The organism is Costertonia aggregata, from assembly GCF_013402795.1.
Classification (GTDB): Bacteria; Bacteroidota; Bacteroidia; order Flavobacteriales; family Flavobacteriaceae; genus Costertonia; species Costertonia aggregata.
On record NZ_CP058595.1, the window covers coordinates 1,883,600 to 1,900,071 of the forward strand.

General features: G+C 37.9%; 19 protein-coding genes. 13 read left to right on the plus strand and 6 right to left on the minus strand.

All coding sequences use genetic code 11. The features are described from left to right. Positions 1-103 precede the first annotated feature (103 nt). From HYG79_RS08660 to HYG79_RS08665, 3 genes are all read right to left on the minus strand, one after another. Positions 104-442, minus strand: coding sequence for a hypothetical protein (locus HYG79_RS08660; protein WP_179241703.1), 339 nt, complete (start codon positions 440-442; stop codon positions 104-106). Positions 443-529: 87 nt separating this feature from the next. Continuing rightward, the gene (locus HYG79_RS18150) at positions 530-661 is read right to left on the minus strand and encodes a hypothetical protein (protein ID WP_262889000.1); all 132 of its coding nucleotides are present in this window, start codon (positions 659-661) and stop codon (positions 530-532) included. Between the two features lie 116 nt (positions 662-777). Then, positions 778-3,180: a TonB-dependent receptor domain-containing protein gene (locus HYG79_RS08665; RefSeq protein ID WP_179241704.1), complete on the minus strand. Its 2,403-nt coding sequence runs from the start codon at positions 3,178-3,180 to the stop codon at positions 778-780. Positions 3,181-3,411: 231 nt separating this feature from the next. Between HYG79_RS08665 and HYG79_RS08670 the strand changes: the two genes are divergently transcribed. From HYG79_RS08670 to HYG79_RS08685, 4 genes are all read left to right on the plus strand, one after another. Next, entirely contained in the window at positions 3,412-4,461 is a 1,050-nt protein-coding gene (locus tag HYG79_RS08670; RefSeq protein ID WP_179241705.1) for a sensor histidine kinase, read from the plus strand. After that, positions 4,458-5,168, plus strand: coding sequence for a LytR/AlgR family response regulator transcription factor (locus HYG79_RS08675; RefSeq protein WP_179241706.1), 711 nt, complete (start codon positions 4,458-4,460; stop codon positions 5,166-5,168). The genes HYG79_RS08670 and HYG79_RS08675 overlap by 4 nt, the downstream gene beginning before the upstream one ends. A gap of 190 nt (positions 5,169-5,358) precedes the next feature. Next, the gene (locus HYG79_RS08680) at positions 5,359-6,060 is read left to right on the plus strand and encodes a hypothetical protein (RefSeq protein WP_179241707.1); all 702 of its coding nucleotides are present in this window, start codon (positions 5,359-5,361) and stop codon (positions 6,058-6,060) included. Positions 6,061-6,386: 326 nt separating this feature from the next. Next, positions 6,387-7,214: an AraC family transcriptional regulator gene (locus HYG79_RS08685; RefSeq protein ID WP_228027970.1), complete on the plus strand. Its 828-nt coding sequence runs from the start codon at positions 6,387-6,389 to the stop codon at positions 7,212-7,214. A 69-nt stretch (positions 7,215-7,283) separates the two neighbouring features. Here the strand turns inward: HYG79_RS08685 and HYG79_RS08690 are convergent, their stop codons facing one another. Next, positions 7,284-7,460 (minus strand): hypothetical protein, encoded by a 177-nt coding sequence (locus tag HYG79_RS08690; protein ID WP_179241709.1) that lies wholly within the window; start codon positions 7,458-7,460, stop codon positions 7,284-7,286. Between the two features lie 94 nt (positions 7,461-7,554). Further along, positions 7,555-8,295, minus strand: coding sequence for a sulfite exporter TauE/SafE family protein (locus HYG79_RS08695; protein ID WP_179241710.1), 741 nt, complete (start codon positions 8,293-8,295; stop codon positions 7,555-7,557). 93 nt (positions 8,296-8,388) lie between these two features. Here HYG79_RS08695 and HYG79_RS08700 point away from each other — a divergent pair, with 93 nt between their 5' ends. The 5 genes from HYG79_RS08700 to HYG79_RS08720 are packed head-to-tail and all read left to right on the plus strand — an operon-like array spanning position 8,389 to position 12,630. Continuing rightward, positions 8,389-10,200: a sodium:solute symporter family protein gene (locus tag HYG79_RS08700; protein ID WP_179241711.1), complete on the plus strand. Its 1,812-nt coding sequence runs from the start codon at positions 8,389-8,391 to the stop codon at positions 10,198-10,200. Position 10,201: 1 nt separating this feature from the next. Beyond that, positions 10,202-11,293, plus strand: coding sequence for an acyltransferase family protein (locus HYG79_RS08705; RefSeq protein ID WP_179241712.1), 1,092 nt, complete (start codon positions 10,202-10,204; stop codon positions 11,291-11,293). Position 11,294: 1 nt separating this feature from the next. Further along, a complete protein-coding gene (locus HYG79_RS08710; protein WP_179241713.1) occupies positions 11,295-11,903 on the plus strand; it encodes a hypothetical protein in 609 nt (202 codons plus the stop codon). A gap of 42 nt (positions 11,904-11,945) precedes the next feature. After that, positions 11,946-12,188 (plus strand): putative signal transducing protein, encoded by a 243-nt coding sequence (locus HYG79_RS08715; protein WP_179241714.1) that lies wholly within the window; start codon positions 11,946-11,948, stop codon positions 12,186-12,188. Between the two features lie 46 nt (positions 12,189-12,234). Beyond that, positions 12,235-12,630: a DUF2237 family protein gene (locus HYG79_RS08720; protein ID WP_228027971.1), complete on the plus strand. Its 396-nt coding sequence runs from the start codon at positions 12,235-12,237 to the stop codon at positions 12,628-12,630. Positions 12,631-12,654: 24 nt separating this feature from the next. On the opposite strand, the gene HYG79_RS08725 is transcribed toward HYG79_RS08720, so the two are convergent. After that, complete coding sequence (locus tag HYG79_RS08725) at positions 12,655-13,248, minus strand: riboflavin synthase (protein WP_179241715.1); 594 nt, start codon at positions 13,246-13,248, stop codon at positions 12,655-12,657. Between the two features lie 105 nt (positions 13,249-13,353). Here HYG79_RS08725 and pdxA point away from each other — a divergent pair, with 105 nt between their 5' ends. From pdxA to HYG79_RS08745, 4 genes are all read left to right on the plus strand, one after another. Further along, complete coding sequence (pdxA, locus tag HYG79_RS08730) at positions 13,354-14,436, plus strand: 4-hydroxythreonine-4-phosphate dehydrogenase PdxA (protein WP_394367016.1); 1,083 nt, start codon at positions 13,354-13,356, stop codon at positions 14,434-14,436. A 122-nt stretch (positions 14,437-14,558) separates the two neighbouring features. Then, on the plus strand, positions 14,559-15,089 hold the full coding sequence (locus tag HYG79_RS08735) for a YceD family protein (RefSeq protein WP_179243522.1): 531 nt from the start codon (positions 14,559-14,561) through the stop codon (positions 15,087-15,089). A gap of 7 nt (positions 15,090-15,096) precedes the next feature. Beyond that, entirely contained in the window at positions 15,097-15,294 is a 198-nt protein-coding gene (gene rpmF / locus HYG79_RS08740; protein WP_179241716.1) for a 50S ribosomal protein L32, read from the plus strand. Between the two features lie 169 nt (positions 15,295-15,463). Then, a complete protein-coding gene (locus HYG79_RS08745; protein ID WP_179241717.1) occupies positions 15,464-16,462 on the plus strand; it encodes a beta-ketoacyl-ACP synthase III in 999 nt (332 codons plus the stop codon). Positions 16,463-16,472 lie beyond the last annotated feature (10 nt).

Sequence of the window (16,472 nt, forward strand, 5' to 3'; positions counted from 1 at the left end):
CTTATTTTTATGTTTTAGCTCGGCAATTTCTTTGAAGGTGGCATTCATTATAGAGCATTGTACAATTTCTTTTTCCCTATTGAATGAGTGTCACTTTTTCGGATTATGTCCTGCGAGAATCTTTTAAATTATATGAGAACATTTTATTCTCTCCTTCCTTATAAATTCTAATATTACCGGCGCTACTTGCTGAGGAAAGGGAGACGACATAGAGTGCTTTCCAAATTTTACCATCTTCAGTTAGAAATAAGGGAGTTAGTTTTTGATTGATTAAGATAGACCTTCCATCACTCTGTTTTAAATGAAAGTCATAGGAAATGATATGCTTTTTACGTTCGGAAAGTTCAATACTTTCATAAAAATCAAAGCCTACTGTATTTATAGTAAGTAATAGTTTTAAGTCATTTTCCGGAACATGTTTAAAGTAAAAATCATATCCCATTTTTTGAACATCTTCTGAAGAATGTCCACAAAGAAAAAATGGGTTTTCAGAAACATAATCAAACCCATTAAATTGATAATCAAATATTTAGATACTTTTATTGGCAATTCTAGCAAAGGTTTTTACCGTTTCTAGATAGTCTAAGTTTTGCAGCACCGTCTCGTCCGAGACTTTGTTTACCGTATTTTTGAAAGAAAAGAAATCATCTTTACTAGCCAACGCCTAATTGTTTTTCCCAATTTAATAATAAATCATTAAAAACTCCCTATCGATGGCATAACACAAGGATAAGGAGAATTTAAAAATACTAATCCAAATTCTTAAGAAGATATTCTCTACAAAAGTTTATCCGCTTTCACGTTTTTATCTCTTTTTTTCCGCTTTATACTTTTGTTCTTTCCGCTACCAAAACGGTATGCCAAACCTAAATACACGGAACGGGAATCTGTTTTAAACTGCCCCTCCTGAATGATAGTTCTAAAGGTTTCAAAGGCGAAACGCTGTGTTCTAAAAATATCGTTGAAGTTTAGGCTTAACGTTCCCTTGCCTTTGGCAAAATTGTAGCGTGCACCGGTATTTATAAAGAAATTATCTTTTAAATCATATTGTAAAACACTTTGCCTTCCACTGTAAAACGTAAATAATTGAAAGGTGAGGTCCTTAGTGGCTTTAAAACTGTTATTCAGCTTCGTATTCATTAACGTATTGTTCACTTCTACGCTTTCTCCCTCGATAAAACCTTTTTGGGTTCTGGAATACACATCAAAACTTCCGTTAAGGCTCCACCAATTGGTAGGCCGGTAACTTGCGGATAACTCCAAACCATAGGCATCATTACTATCAAAGTTATCGTAGTCAACAATTAAGACCGTAGGATTGTCTTCATCAAAAAACCCTCGTCTATTGATTTCGTCATTAATTCTTCTATAAAAACCGCCAAATGTGAAATTGCCTTTTTGTAGTTTTCTATTATAGTTGAGTTCTACGGAATTGGTGAATTGAGGCACCAAACTTGGGTTTCCCGAAAGAATGAGTTGAGGTGTGCTTAACTGCCGTATGGGGTTAATCTGATTTAAGGAAGGGCGATCGATCCTTCGGCTAAAACTCAACTGATACGAGTTTTTACTTTCCTGACTAGGGCTATATTTTAAGAAGCCTGATGGGTAAATATTAAAAAGCTTATCGGTAAAATTAAATGGTGCCTCTAAGACTTCATTAAACTGTGTATCCACATTATAATCTTCTAAACGTATTCCAAGATTGTATTGCCATTTTCCCAAACTTTGGCTAAAAGTGGTGTAAAAGGAATGGATATTACGGTCATATCTAAAATCTGAATTACTAAAATCAATACGGTCTGTTGTATATGTGTTTTCTGTACGTCTCAAACGGGTTTCCAAGCCAATTTCTAAGGTTACATTATCAGAAAGTGGATTCACATAATCCAGATTTATTGTGGTGTTGGTTCGAGTATCATCGATAAACTCATCATAGTTTGCCAAGGGTGTGTTTCCAGTAAAATCAAAATCGTTATTGGTATCGCTTTTTAAGGTGTTGTAATCAACTTCCAGCTCAATGGAATGCCCTTCTTTTGAAAAATCATGCTTAAAATCTACGTTATAAGAGGCATTTATATTATTTCTATCGGTCAAATCAAACTGATTGAAATTGGCATCCGGGGTGTTTAAAAATGAAATGTTTCGCTCAGCATCTAAAATTGCATCAAAGAAATTCTGGTTGGTGTAGACTGATAAGGTGTTTTTGTCATTGATATAATAGTCCACTCCAAATTTGAACAAGTGCGATGTACGGTCTGCAAGACTTAAAATATCTTGTCCAGTACGTTCTACGGTTCTGTTAATGAATCCGTTAGTCACTCCTTCTCCAAATCTGTTTCCATAACTCCCGTAAAAATTCGCTTTTCCATTTCTATAGTTTAGGCTAAGGGAATTATTATATCGCGCACGTTCTCCGTAGGTGAAACCTGTATTTATGGAGCCATTGAATCCTAAATTGGTATTCTTTTTTAACGTGATATTAATGATACCGCTCATTCCCTCAGGATTGTATTTTGCCGATGGATTGGTAATCAGTTCGATAGTTTTTATTGAGGTAGAAGGTATTTGCTGCAAAAGCTCACGAGAACTTATATTAGTAGGTTTACCATCTACGAGTACGCGTACATTTTCATTCCCTCGTAAAGACAATTCTCCATCTTGGGTAATACTGACCGATGGTATGTTCCCCATAATATCACTTGCGGAAGCACCTGCTGTGGTAAGGTCTTTACCAACATTAATGACTTTTCTATCAATCTTTTGTTCTATGGTAGAGCGTTCCGCCGTTACTTCGACAGCTTCCAATGCAACCGCATCTTCTTCAATACCTATAGCTCCTAAGCTTAGTTTTCTATGGTCTTTGTCAAGGGTCAGTGTTTGGTTCTCAGTCTTGTATCCGATAAACTGGACTTCAAAATTATAGGTTCCAAATATGACATCGTCGATACTGAAACTACCATTTTCAGTAGTGATTCCACCTGTAACGATATTATCTCCTGATTTCAAAATAACATTGGCATATGGAATAGGTTCTTGTGTAGTTTTATCCAATACAGAACCTGTAATAGCTCCTTTTTGGGCAAAACTGGAAAAGGAGAACAATATGAAAATCGATATAAAAAAGAACTTTAAACTCTTTTTAGGGACTACTAAAAAACAAGAATTTAGAAAATGCTTCATCGTGAAATATTAAATTTTAAGCGAAGCTAGAAGTAGAAATGGCACCTTTTAACCTGTGAGGTTACATAGCCAGTAAAGGATGTTGAATACCACACAAATGGGCCTGAATATTTTGGTCTACAAAAAGGAAGTCTCTGGCATCGCTTAAGTGCTATTCGTCGGTTATTTAAAAGAGCCCCTGAATAGATTTGTATCTTTAATATTTAGAAGTAATAACCCATGTGGCAACGAGTGCAACATTTTTTGGAAATTTCAAAGTACAAGTACTTGGTATTTGCGATTTTGATTTTTGCTTTCTCCGCATCAACTTCAAGTTGGTATTACACAAGTACCTATGAATTGGCTGTAACTTTTAGTATCAGGGTAGCACTTCAAATTGCAATGGCCTTCATTATTGTTGAGTTTTTAATCCCAAAACTTTTGAATAAAGGGAAAACAATCGCATTTGTCGCAGGCGTTACATTGGTGCTCTTTTCATTCTATGCGATTTGCACCCTCATTTTTATTCACTTTTTTGAGCCCTCGTTTCCGGCAACGTATGTGAATTACATCAAGCGTTTTGAAGACCCGTCTTTTTTCGGCCGCTTTATAAATTTTGGCGAATTTGTTTCCAAATCATTGTACCTGCTCTATCCTACTTTTTTGATTTTAGTATTAAAATTATATACGGAAAAGCAACAATTGCTAAAGTTGAACGAACAGAAGAAAACCGCGGAACTTGCCGCATTAAAAAATCAATTGAATCCGCATTTTTTGTTCAATACGTTGAATAATCTATATGCGTTGGCCTTGAAAAAATCAGAGGATACTCCAAAAGTAATCCGTAAGCTATCTGAAATTTTAGACTACATTTTATATCGCTGTAACGAATCTTATGTTTCTTTGGACAAAGAGATTGAGCTGATTGAAAACTATTTGTCCTTAGAAAAAATACGCTATGCGGATAGGGTGAAAATTGAATTCAGTAAAAATGTAACAGGTCAGGAAAGAATTGCCCCACTGCTTTTGCTCACTTTTGTGGAAAATGCCTTTAAACACGGAGTTGCCAATGAGATACATCAGGCCCGCATAAATATCACCATTTCTAAAGAAGGAGAAGAACTTCTTTTCAAAGTTGAAAATAGTAAGCCTACTATTACCGAGGAATCGGACAACAAAGAATCCATAGGGCTTCAAAATATAAAAAAGCAATTGGAACTTTTATATCCGAAAGCTTACGACCTCATTATTGAGAATGGGAAAAGCACGTTTTCGGCCAATCTTAAACTAGCAGTGGCATGAGTTACCAGTGTGTAATTATAGATGATGAACCATTGGCTAGGGAGTTACTTAAAGGCTACCTCGAAAAAATTCCAGATTTTGAACTCGTTGCTTCTTGCCCGAGCGCGATAGATGCAAGTGGAATTTTAAGCAAAAACAAGGTTGACCTTTTGTTTCTTGATATTGAAATGCCAGTACTAAAGGGCACAGATTTTTTTAAAAATCTGGTTCATAAACCCGAAGTAATTTTCACCACCGCTTATCGAGATTATGCAGTTGACGGTTTTGAACTCAACGCTTTGGATTATCTATTAAAACCGATTTTCTTTGAACGCTTCTTTCAGGCAATCCAGAAATTTTTAAAACAGGTAGAAAAGACTGAAGTGAGTAACTCAAATAATACTATCACCAATACAAGTGACTACCTCTTTGTAAACAAGGCCAAAAAACAGATTAAGGTTGTTTTTGATACTATTTTGTATGCCGAAAGTTTAAAAGATTACATTAAAATACACTTTCAAGAAGAAGAGCCCTTAACCGTAAAAGAAAGTATCTCCGCTTTTGAAAAGCGATTGGATAATCGGTTTATTCGTTTGCACCGTTCCTATATTGTGAACAGCGAAAAAATTACCGCCTACACCAAAAATGATGTTGAAATCGGAAGAATGGAAATCCCGATTGGAAACAATTACAAAGACAATCTACTCCCTTTTTTAAAATCGATTTAATCTCAAAATCACACTTGATTTTTCTTATTACACTCATGCTAGACATGTACATATTTGGTCGAGAATCGCTGAAACACCCTTAAAACAAGAACGTATACTGTATGCGTACCTATACCAATTCGTTTTCTTTTGTGGGTTATGGAACGCATTCTACATTAGCCACATGAATTTTAAACTTAAAATATTTAGTATGAAACAAACAAAATTGATGCTCGTATTTGCTGCTTTATTTTTAAGCGGATTAATGGTAAACGCACAGGAAGAAACGAAGAGATTGGAATTTAAAAAAGGAGAGGTATTGGACATCCTTTTATTTACTGGAAAACCCGAAATGGCAAAACTGTTTCCAAAATATAGAAAAACCGCTTTTGTTTTTGCTTCTAAAACAGGATATCAACCCCAACAACCCATTCTTTCTGTTCAAGAAACCACACAGGGAGGTTACCAACCGGGCACTTATGTTTTTGGCAAATGGCCCAATGTAGACGCTCGTAAGAAGTTTCTAAATGAAATTGTGGCCAATGTGCCAGATTTTCACGAGCAAAGAAGGTCTATGTGGTCTACTTTTTATGTCTCTTATTTCGAAATGGAAAAAGACATTAGTTTTGAACTAAATCCAAAAAAGGTACTTGTGTCCACACATCTTTGGAAGCAAAACGATTCGGAATTCAATTCTTACCAGAAAGAATGGCTCAAAAAAGCCAAAGCCAATGGTGGAAAGGTTATTTTAGAATTGAAGAATTCAAGGTCAGCTATTGGCTACATGTACAAACCAGATTATGTAGTGCTAACGGAGTGGAATACCAGAGACGATTTTGATGCCTTTTTGAAAGAGGATATGAAAATAGATAAAAAGGGAATCCAGAATGTGAATCAATTTGTAATCAAATAATAAACAAAGCTGGCAGGTAAACGTTGCCTGCCAGCTTATTTTAAAGTATGCAAATATTCGTAAATCAGTTAGTATATTTTGGCTTTTTTCAAAGCCTATTCTTGTTAGGGGTTTATTTGTTTTCCGCCAAGAATCGAAAAAATGTAAACGGATATATAGCGTTTTTGATTTTGGTTCTTTTTATAGGGTTGCTAGGCCGGGTATTATATATATCGAAGTTGTTTGGAGATAATTTCAGGTTAATCACTATCTCTGAATTTGCTATTCTACTTTTTGGGGCAACCGTTTTTCTTTTTACCAAATCATCACTTACAAACCAACGTTTTATGGTTAGGGATTTAGTTCATTATGTCCCGGGGTTGGCGTACATCTTATTTGTGGTCTTTTACTTTATGATACCTTCGGATGAAGTGATTGTCGCAAGAATACAAAGAGGGGAATTATATGCCGTAGTAGATGTTCTAGTAGGTATTGGGCTAACATTTAATTGTGCGTATTGGTTTTTGAGTTTAAAACAATTTTTAAGTTTTAAAAATAACCTTAAAAATGAGTTTAGCTATACCATAAAAACACAGTTCTTTTTCAATTTCTTGATTGCAGTAGGCGTTTGTCTTTTGGTTTGGGCTATAATGTATTTTATAAGTCTTTTCGGACCCGAAACCTTAGAGCGAGAAGCGCGTAAATTTATTTGGCAAGGCATAGCTTTTATAATTCTTTTTATAGCCTATTATGGGATGATTGCGCCAGAATTGTATCGTATTCAATCATTGAATCTTTCTCAAAAATACAGTCAGTCTAAATTGAATTATGGGGATTTAGATATCTTAAAAACAAAGCTTGAGAATATAATGATAGCAAAGAAGCCTTATTTGAACAATAAATTGATGAAGGCAGAACTGGCAACGATGCTTGGTATTAGCAATCCAGAATTAGCACGTCTTTTGAACGAACGTATAGGGATGAATTTCTTCGATTTTGTCAACTATTATAGGATAAAGGAGTTTATCGCACTGGCCAAAACAGCTAAAGCCAAAGAACTTACTTTTTTTGGTTTGGCACAAGAAGCGGGCTTTAACTCTAAGACCACCTTTAATAAGTCTTTTAAAAATTTAACGGGAACAGTGCCATCAAAATATTTTGGAAATGGCCCATAACTATTGAAAAGCAAATTGCACAATACGGCAAACCTTACAAAATATTTGATTTCAATAGGATGGAACAGGTTAAAGTTTGGCCACACTGTTGTCTAAATGTCGTAGCGAGTTCGTTACTTTTTGACTTATCTTATTTTCAATTTCAGTATAATATTCCGAATAGGTCACATAGGCAATAAGCATAAAACTGATGGATAGAGCGCCTAATAGAACTCTTGAGGCAAATAATTTTTCTGAACTATTCATTGGTCAATCGTTGGTTAGTAAAGTGTTAAGATATGACCTATTACCGAAATTAACAAATTTTTAAGAAGTTTGAATGTGAAGATACCTACTTGTTTTATTGGCGGAACAAAATCAATACGGCACCCAAAGCGGTCAAAACCAATATCATTTTTCGATAAAAATCATCCTTGATTATCTTTACTAGCCGCACACCTATAAATAGGCCTACTAAAATACTCGGAACCAGTTTTAGATCAATGAACAAGGTTTGTGGAGTAATGGTTTCCCATACATATATATGAAAAGGGAGCTTAAAAATGTTTATGATAAAAAAAAGCCAAGCAGCCGTACCTATAAACTCATTTTTAGGCAAACGCATTGCCAAGAAAAAAATATTGCTAAAGGCTCCTGCAAGGTTTCCGATCATAGTGGTAATACCTGCCATAATACCCATAGATCCTGCAAAAGCCCAGTGTGTGGGTACTTTTTTAGATTTTTTTCTATCCCACCAATACATCATGAGCACACTTCCTAAAATAATGATGGCCATACCATAGGTAAAGGTTTCCTCATCCATATCTTTACCGATATAAACACCGAGCAAAACACCAAGAACCATCCATGGCAAAAATCTAAATATGTACTTCCACTTTGTATGTCTATTGTAATATATTACCGCGAAAACGTCTCCTACGATAAGAAGGGGGACTATTAACCCTGTAGATTCTTTCGCTCCAAAGGCCAAGGCCATAAGGGTTACGATGATTATGGCGATTCCCTTTATCCCGGATTTGGATACCCCCACCACAAAAGCCGCTGTTATGGCAAGTAGCCAAGATGTTAAAGAGATTTCCATAGTTACTGGTATGTATCCATTTGTTGTTAAGCGAACAATAGACAAAAGTATCTTAAATTATTTTATCTTTAGCTATCAACCAACAACCAACTTATGGAACTGAGTACCCTGGATTATGGCTTTATTATCGTATTCTTCTCTATTGTTCTTGGAATAGGTATCTACGTTTCAAAAAAATCGGGAAAAAACTCGTCCGAATTTTTTCTATCGGGCAGGACCATGCCTTGGTGGCTCTTGGGACTATCTATGGTAGCGACCACCTTTTCTACCGACACGCCCAATCTCGTAACCGATATTGTAAGGACCAACGGGGTTTCGGGGAATTGGGTTTGGTGGTGTTTTTTGATTACCGGCATGCTTACCGTTTTTGTATATGCCAAACTATGGCGAAAATCAAATGTAAATACGGATCTTGAGTTTTATGAAATGCGCTATGGTGGCAAACCTGCCAGTTTTTTAAGAAAATTCAGGGCAATTTATCTAGGAGCGTTGTTCAATATTATTACCATGGCATCGGTTACTTTGGCCGCTATAAAGATCGGGGGTATCATGCTTGGGCTTCAACCTTGGGAAACAGTTGTGGGAGCCGGTCTTATAACAGTAATCTTTAGTGCATTGGGAGGGTTCAAAGGTGTTGTATATACCGATTTTTTATTGTTTTTCGTAGCCATGTCCGGTGCAATAGGTGCAGCCTATTATTTGGTAAACCTACCCGAAGTGGGCGGGGTATCGGCCATGATGTCCAACGAACTGGTCTCGAGCAAACTGAACATTCTTCCGGATTTTGACAATACTCAAGTATTGATTATGCTATTTATTATTCCTATCGCCGTACAATGGTGGAGCTCATGGTACCCTGGTGCAGAACCGGGGGGAGGGGGGTATATTGCACAACGCATGTTGGCCGCAAAAGATGAAAACCATGCCATAGGGGCCACCTTTTTTTTCAATATCATGCATTATGCGCTACGCCCATGGCCCTGGATATTGGTCGCTTTGGCCTCTCTTGTGGTTTACCCGGATATCGCAAGTATTGCAGCGGCGTTCCCGAATATTGAGGAAAGTAAGTTAGGTCATGATTTGGCCTATTCGGCCATGTTGACCAAACTGCCCAGTGGATTGTTGGGTGTTGTTTTGGCTTCTTTGATCGCAGCGTACATGAGTACTATTTCTACCCAATTGAATTGGGGGTCTTCATACATTGTGTTCGATTTCTACAAACGACAGATCAATCCCAAAGCGACCGAAAAACAGATGGTTGCCGTAGGTAGAATATCAACAATATTACTAATGATACTCAGCGCATTGTTCGCTCTCACATTACAAAATGCTTTTGAGGTCTTTGATTTATTGATACAGTTTGGCGCAGGGACAGGTTTGGTTTTTATCTTACGTTGGTTTTGGTGGCGAATAAATGCATGGAGCGAAATTACCGCAATGTTCGCTTCGGGCATCATTGTTATTTTATTGGCCAAGACCCCTTTGGGAGATTTTCTCTTTGCCGTTGAAACCGGAGTTTTTCCCGAATGGGCAAATTACCCCTTTATCGTGGTAGTGACCACCGCTATCTGGATGGCGGCAACATTGCTCACAAAGCCAGAATCTGACCAAACATTACGCTCGTTTTATAGAAAAACCCAGCCAGGCGGTCCAGGTTGGTCAAAAGTGGTCAAAAAAGCAAAAATAGATAATGAATTGATAGTAGATACCAATGAAGGGTGGAGCGTGCCCTCGGGCATCACCGCAATGCTTTTGGGGATTATCTTAATATATTCCATCATGTTCGCAACCGGGTACTGGATATACGGGCGAACTACATCAGCTGTAATTTTAAGTGTCGTGGCATTGATATCAGGGTTTTTACTCATTAAAACTTGGAATAAAATGAAAGGAAAACTGTTATAGTATGGGAATCAAAAACAGGATAGCATCCGTTGATATTTTCAGGGGCATGACCATTGTGCTCATGGTTTTGGTCAATACCCCTGGTACATGGGCCAATGTATATGCTCCTTTTTTGCACGCTAAATGGCACGGTTATACGCCCACTGATCTGGTTTTTCCCTTCTTTCTTTTTATTGTGGGGACATCTATTGTTTTTTCCTACAATAACAAAACCACAAATTCGGCTACCTACAAGAAAATTACGGTAAGGTCATTGAAATTAATTGGTCTTGGCCTTTGTTTGGGAGCATTTACGATTACGTTCCCGTTTGTAAAAGATTGGGCCAATATTCGTTTTCCCGGCGTATTGCAACGTATAGGAGTGGTATTTTTTTTCGCATCCATTTTATTTATCAATTTTAGATGGAAAACCCTTTTGGGCATTGCCATATTTCTTTTGGTCGGCTACTGGTTATTAATGGGTTATGTACCGGTTGAAGGAGTAGAGTCCACCTATGACAGGGCACCCAACAATTTGGCCAATTGGTTGGATGTAAAGGTCTTCGGAACACATAATTATAAACCAGATTATGACCCGGAAGGTTTGTTGAGCACCATTCCCTCTATCGCCAGCTCATTACTGGGTATTTTTACGGGTCTTATCCTTATCTCAAAACAAAGACAAAAAGCGACCATTCTTTTTGGTATTGGGGGCGTATTGTTGATAATAGGTCACGTATGGGATTTGGTATTCCCCATTAATAAAGCTTTATGGACGAGCAGTTTCGTGTTGGTTACCGCTGGCTGGGCCAATATTGTGCTCGCCCTTATTTATTTTATGACCGATGTTAGAAAAATACAGTTTGGGAGTCTGTTCAAATACGTTGGGGCAAATGCCATTGCCGTTTATTTTCTTTCAAGTTTCATCAGCAAACTCATGGGGCAGATAAAGGTGGGCAAAACCTCGTTGCATGGTTGGCTGTTTCAAAACATATATGTGCATGATTTTATGTCTGTGGAACTTTCGTCTCTTTTGTATGCCTTGACCGTGGTAACATTTTATGTAATAGTGGCATATTTCTTGTACAAAAAGAAGATATTCATAAAAGTTTAATATGTCACGCATTACTACGGGTAAATACGGTTTCGCTTTACTTCTGTTTATTTTTCCTTTAATACTATCGGCCCAAAAAAATTACCGCGAAGGTTACGTTGTACTGAACAACCACGATACTATTTATGGGATGGTTGCCGACCGAAAAGAAGGTGCTTTTGCAACTTTGTACGACAGGATCAGGTTTAAGGGCAAGAAAAAGAAAAGAAAATATGCCCCCAAACAAATAAGTGCTTATAAAATAGGGGAAAAGTTGTACCACAGCGTTTGGTTTGATAGATCCGACAATCCATTTAATGGAAAAGTGTACATCGCTCCTGATAAGGGCGAAAAAGTATTTCTCTGGGTAAGGGAGACTGGTCCGGTGACACGTTACATATATGAATTGCAAGATCAGGGAGAATCTTTGATTTGGGAGGTAAATTATTTTCTTAGGGAAGGTGACACCTATATGATTAGGGCCGACCAAGGTGTATTTGGATTAAAACGAAAGCGATTGATTCGTTTTTTTAGCGACTGCCCGCCTTTGGTCCAAAAACTAAGCAACAATGAAATAAAACATGCCTCAGAGGTCGCATTGTTTTATAATGATTGGAAAATGAACCAATAGATATACTTCTTTTTTGTACCTTATATTTTATAATATTACGATATGGTGGACAAGAATACTTATGTGAAAATATACAGCGGCAGTCAGGTGCAGGTAATTTTATTGAAAGGATTATTAGAGGAAAAGGGAATTGCCGTAATCGAAAAAAATGAACAACTTTCGGGTACCCTGGCAGGTTTTGTGGGAGGAACACAAACAACGATATCCCTATCGGTTCAAAAATCTGATGAGGAAAAGGCAAAAACCATCGTTACTCAATTCAATGCTGGGAAAGAAAACGTATAGAAGAAGCTTTGCATTAATACAAATATGTTGCTTTTGCCTATTGTTCATGGCAACGGCCCTTAAACCAGATATGGAAAAAAACCCGAAAAATATTCTAGGAACCAATTTACAATCGTGCTGCTTTGAACCAAAGACCGGTTTTTATAGGGATGGTTATTGCAAGACCGGGGAAGAAGATTACGGTACACATGTAGTTTGTGCCATTATGACCAATGATTTTTTGGAATTTACAAAATCTAAGGGCAACGACTTGTCTACCCCGAAGCCCGAGTGGCGCTTTCCGGGTCTAAAGGCAGGGGACAAATGGTGTTTGTGCATTCTACGTTGGCTACAGGCAGAAAAAGCGGGCAAGGCCCCAAAAATAGTTTTGGAGGCTACCCATGAAAAAGCTTTGGAATACACAAGTTTGGAATTGTTGAAGTCCTACGAGTTCGTAAACTAATATATATAGACTTTTCTGTGGTAACTATGCAAAAGTACTTTTCATCAACTTGGCCACATATTTTCCTATAACATCAAACTCTAGGTTAACTGTTGTACCTACTTTGTAAGTATTAAATCGTGTATGTTCATAGGTGTAGGGGATTATGGCTACGCTAAAGGTATTTTCTCCCGAATTTACAACGGTCAAACTAGTACCATCAATGGTAATAGAACCTTTCTCAATAGTGGGGTTCCCTTTTGACCCATCATATTCAAAGGAAAAGAACCAACTACCATCTTTCTCCTCTACTGATGTGCAAATACCGGTTTGGTCTACATGACCTTGAACGATATGCCCGTCTAACCGACTGCCCAAAATCATGGCACGTTCCAAATTTATTGCCTCCCCAACCTTTAGTTCTCCCAAATTGGTCTTTTCAAGTGTTTCGGCTATTGCGGTAACGGTGTAGTTGTTGTCGTTCACAGAGACAACGGTAAGGCACACACCGTTATGGGCAACACTTTGATCAATTTTTAGTTCTTGGGCCAGTTGGGATTGTACGGTGATATGTAGGTTTTCCTTTTCCTTTTCCAATCTGGTTATTTCCCCCAAAGTTTCGATTATTCCTGTAAACATGTATCGTTTTTATTACCTAGTTTTGTGTTAAATTCAGTTATATCTCAAAGTAAGTATTGAGATGAACACTTGCCCTTTTCACTTGAAAATATCAAAATCGTGAAAATGGTTTTAAGTGCAGCTACAAAGGTAAAGTATATGGTGCAGGAAAACGAAAAAATACGATTGGGGATATCCATTGGAGATTTGAACGGGATTGGTTGCGAGGTGGCCCTCAAAACCTTTCAGGATAATCGCATGTTGGATTTTTGTACGCCTATAATCTTTGCTTCCAACAAAACAATTTCGTTTCAAAAGAATGAGCTTGAGCTCAGTATAAATTACAATGGTGTCCCAGATGCTTCCAAAGCATTGAGTGGAAAGATCAACGTGGTCAACGTATGGAAAGAAGTACCACAAATTAAATTTGGGGAAGCCACGAAAGAAGCAGGGGATTACGCCATAAAATCGCTGAAGGCCGCTGTTGAAGCTTTAAAAAAGGATGAGATAGATGTTTTGGTAACAGCACCCATCAATAAAAATAATATTCAGGCAGAAGATTTTAATTTTCCCGGTCATACAGATTATTTAGTTCAGGAACTTGAGGGTGAGGGCCTAATGTTCATGGTCACGGATACGTTAAAAGTTGGTTTATTGACCGATCATGTTGCCGTTAAGGATGTTGCCAATGCCATTACGACCAAATTGGTACGTAGTAAGATCGCTACCATCGAAAACTCATTAAAAATAGACTTTGCCATTAGAAAACCAAAAATAGCATTGCTGGGAATAAATCCACATAGCGGGGATAATGGGGTAATCGGCAAAGAGGATGATGAAATCCTGAAACCGATTATAAGCGAACTGTCCGAAGCGGGTCATTTGATATACGGGCCCTACTCCGCAGATAGCTTCTTTGGTTCGGACGGGTATCAAAAGTTTGATGCCATTCTTGCGGCCTATCATGACCAAGGTTTGATTCCGTTTAAGACCCTCTCTTTTGGAAAGGGGGTAAATTTTACGGCCGGCCTATCCAAAGTAAGGACTTCTCCCGATCACGGTACGGCCTATGAAATCGCCGGACAGGGAAAGGCAGATCATAGCTCGTTCAAAGAGGCCGTATTCGTTGCATTGCAAATTTTTAAGAACAGAAAAGAATACAAAGAGCTTTCCTCCAATAAGCTGCTCAGACAAAGGGTAAGGCGATAAGTTGGGCGACATCATGTAAGCTCAATGATTTTTGCTGTGTTTAGATTGGGATATTCCAAAATAATAGTATCTTTGCACCCGCCTTTATTTGGGCCAATGTGTAGAATTTAAGTGTTGAAATGATGAAGCAAAAGGAGTTTGTTATTCCTTTCTCGGGGTTAAAGCAGGGAAAACACAAGTTTACATATAGTATTGACAATACGTTCTTTGAGTCTTTTGGTTATAACGAGTTTAACGGTGCAGCGGTAGACTTGAACATTGTCCTGAACAAAACAAGCACAATGTTAGAGCTTGATATGCGCGCTAAAGGTACCGTAAACGTTAATTGTGATGTTACCAACGAACCTTTTGATTTGAAAACCGAATCAAGTTTGGAATTAGTGGTAAAATTTGGTGAGGAGTATAATGACGAGGATGATGAAATTTTAATTATACCTCACGGATCACATCAAATAAATGTTGCCCAGTACGTTTATGAAATGGTTGTTTTGGCCGTTCCGCAAAAACGGGTACACCCAGGAATTGCCGATGGTACATTACAATCCGAAATGCTCGTAAAACTAGAAGAACTTGAACCTAAAGATACAAAGAAAGACAAAAATATTACGGATCCTCGATGGGATGCGTTAAAGCAGTTAAAAACGGACAAATAATACAACAATGGCACATCCAAAGAGAAAAATTTCCAAAACAAGAAGAGATAAAAGAAGAACGCACTACAAAGCCGTTGCCCCTACCTTGGCAAAGGATACCACTACAGGCGAGACACATTTATATCATAGAGCTCACTGGCATGAAGGTAAATTGTACTATAAAGGACAGGTTTTGATCGATAATACCGAAGAGGCAGAAGCCTAGTACAACAATAGCGTACAGATTATGAAGCTCCCACTTTAAATAGTGGGAGTTTTTTATTTACCTTTAATAACAAGAAACAAATACTTTCAGAGCAAAAACTCGTGAAAAATTAGTAATTTTCACGAATTTTGAGCCATTTTTGAAGTTTTTTGGCAAAAAAAGTTTAAGCATGAGCAAACTAACGGCAGCTATTACGGCTGTAGGGGCGTACCTGCCCAAATTTATTCTTACCAACAAAATGTTGGAATCAATGGTAGAAACCAATGATGAATGGATTACTGCACGTACAGGTATAAAAGAAAGGAGAATTCTAAAACCCGAAGAAGGCGAAGGAAGTTCTTACATGGCCATAAAAGCGGCAGAAGACCTTATTAAAAAAAGGGGGTTGAACCCATCTGAAATAGATTTGGTGATCGTTGCAACGGCAACACCGGATAATTTGGTCGCTTCAACAGCTGCATTCGTAGCTTCGGAAATTGGGGCTACTAACGCATTTGCCTATGATTTGTTGGCGGCATGCTCCAGCTTTCTTTTTGGAATGTCTACCGTTGCCGGTTTTATAGAAAGCGGGAGATATAAGAAGGTTCTCTTGATCGGGGCAGATAAAATGTCTTCCATCATAGATTATACCGATAGGACTACCTGTATTATTTTCGGGGATGGTGCCGGTGCTGTATTGTTTGAACCAAATAGGAATGGACTCGGCCTTCAGGATGAATATCTAAGATCGGACGGTGTTGGCAGAAAGTTTCTGGGAATGCCGGCAGGAGGGTCAATGTTGCCCGCTTCCGAGGAAACGGTTAAAAACGGGGACCATTATATTTTTCAGGATGGGAAATCGGTCTTTAAATTTGCGGTTTCCAACATGGCCGATGTTTCCGCAAAGATAATGGAGCGTAACGATCTTGGTCACGAAGACGTACAATGGCTGGTGCCTCACCAGGCCAATAAAAGAATAATTGATGCTACGGCCAACAGAATGGGACTGGATAGTTCAAAGGTGATGATGAACATACAAAAATACGGTAATACAACCTCTGCCACCTTACCACTTTTATTGAACGATTACGAAGACCAACTCAAAAAGGGAGATAATTTGGTATTTGCCGCTTTTGGCGGTGGATTTACCTGGGGTTCAATCTATCTAAAATGGGCCTATAATTCATAAACTGACTCAA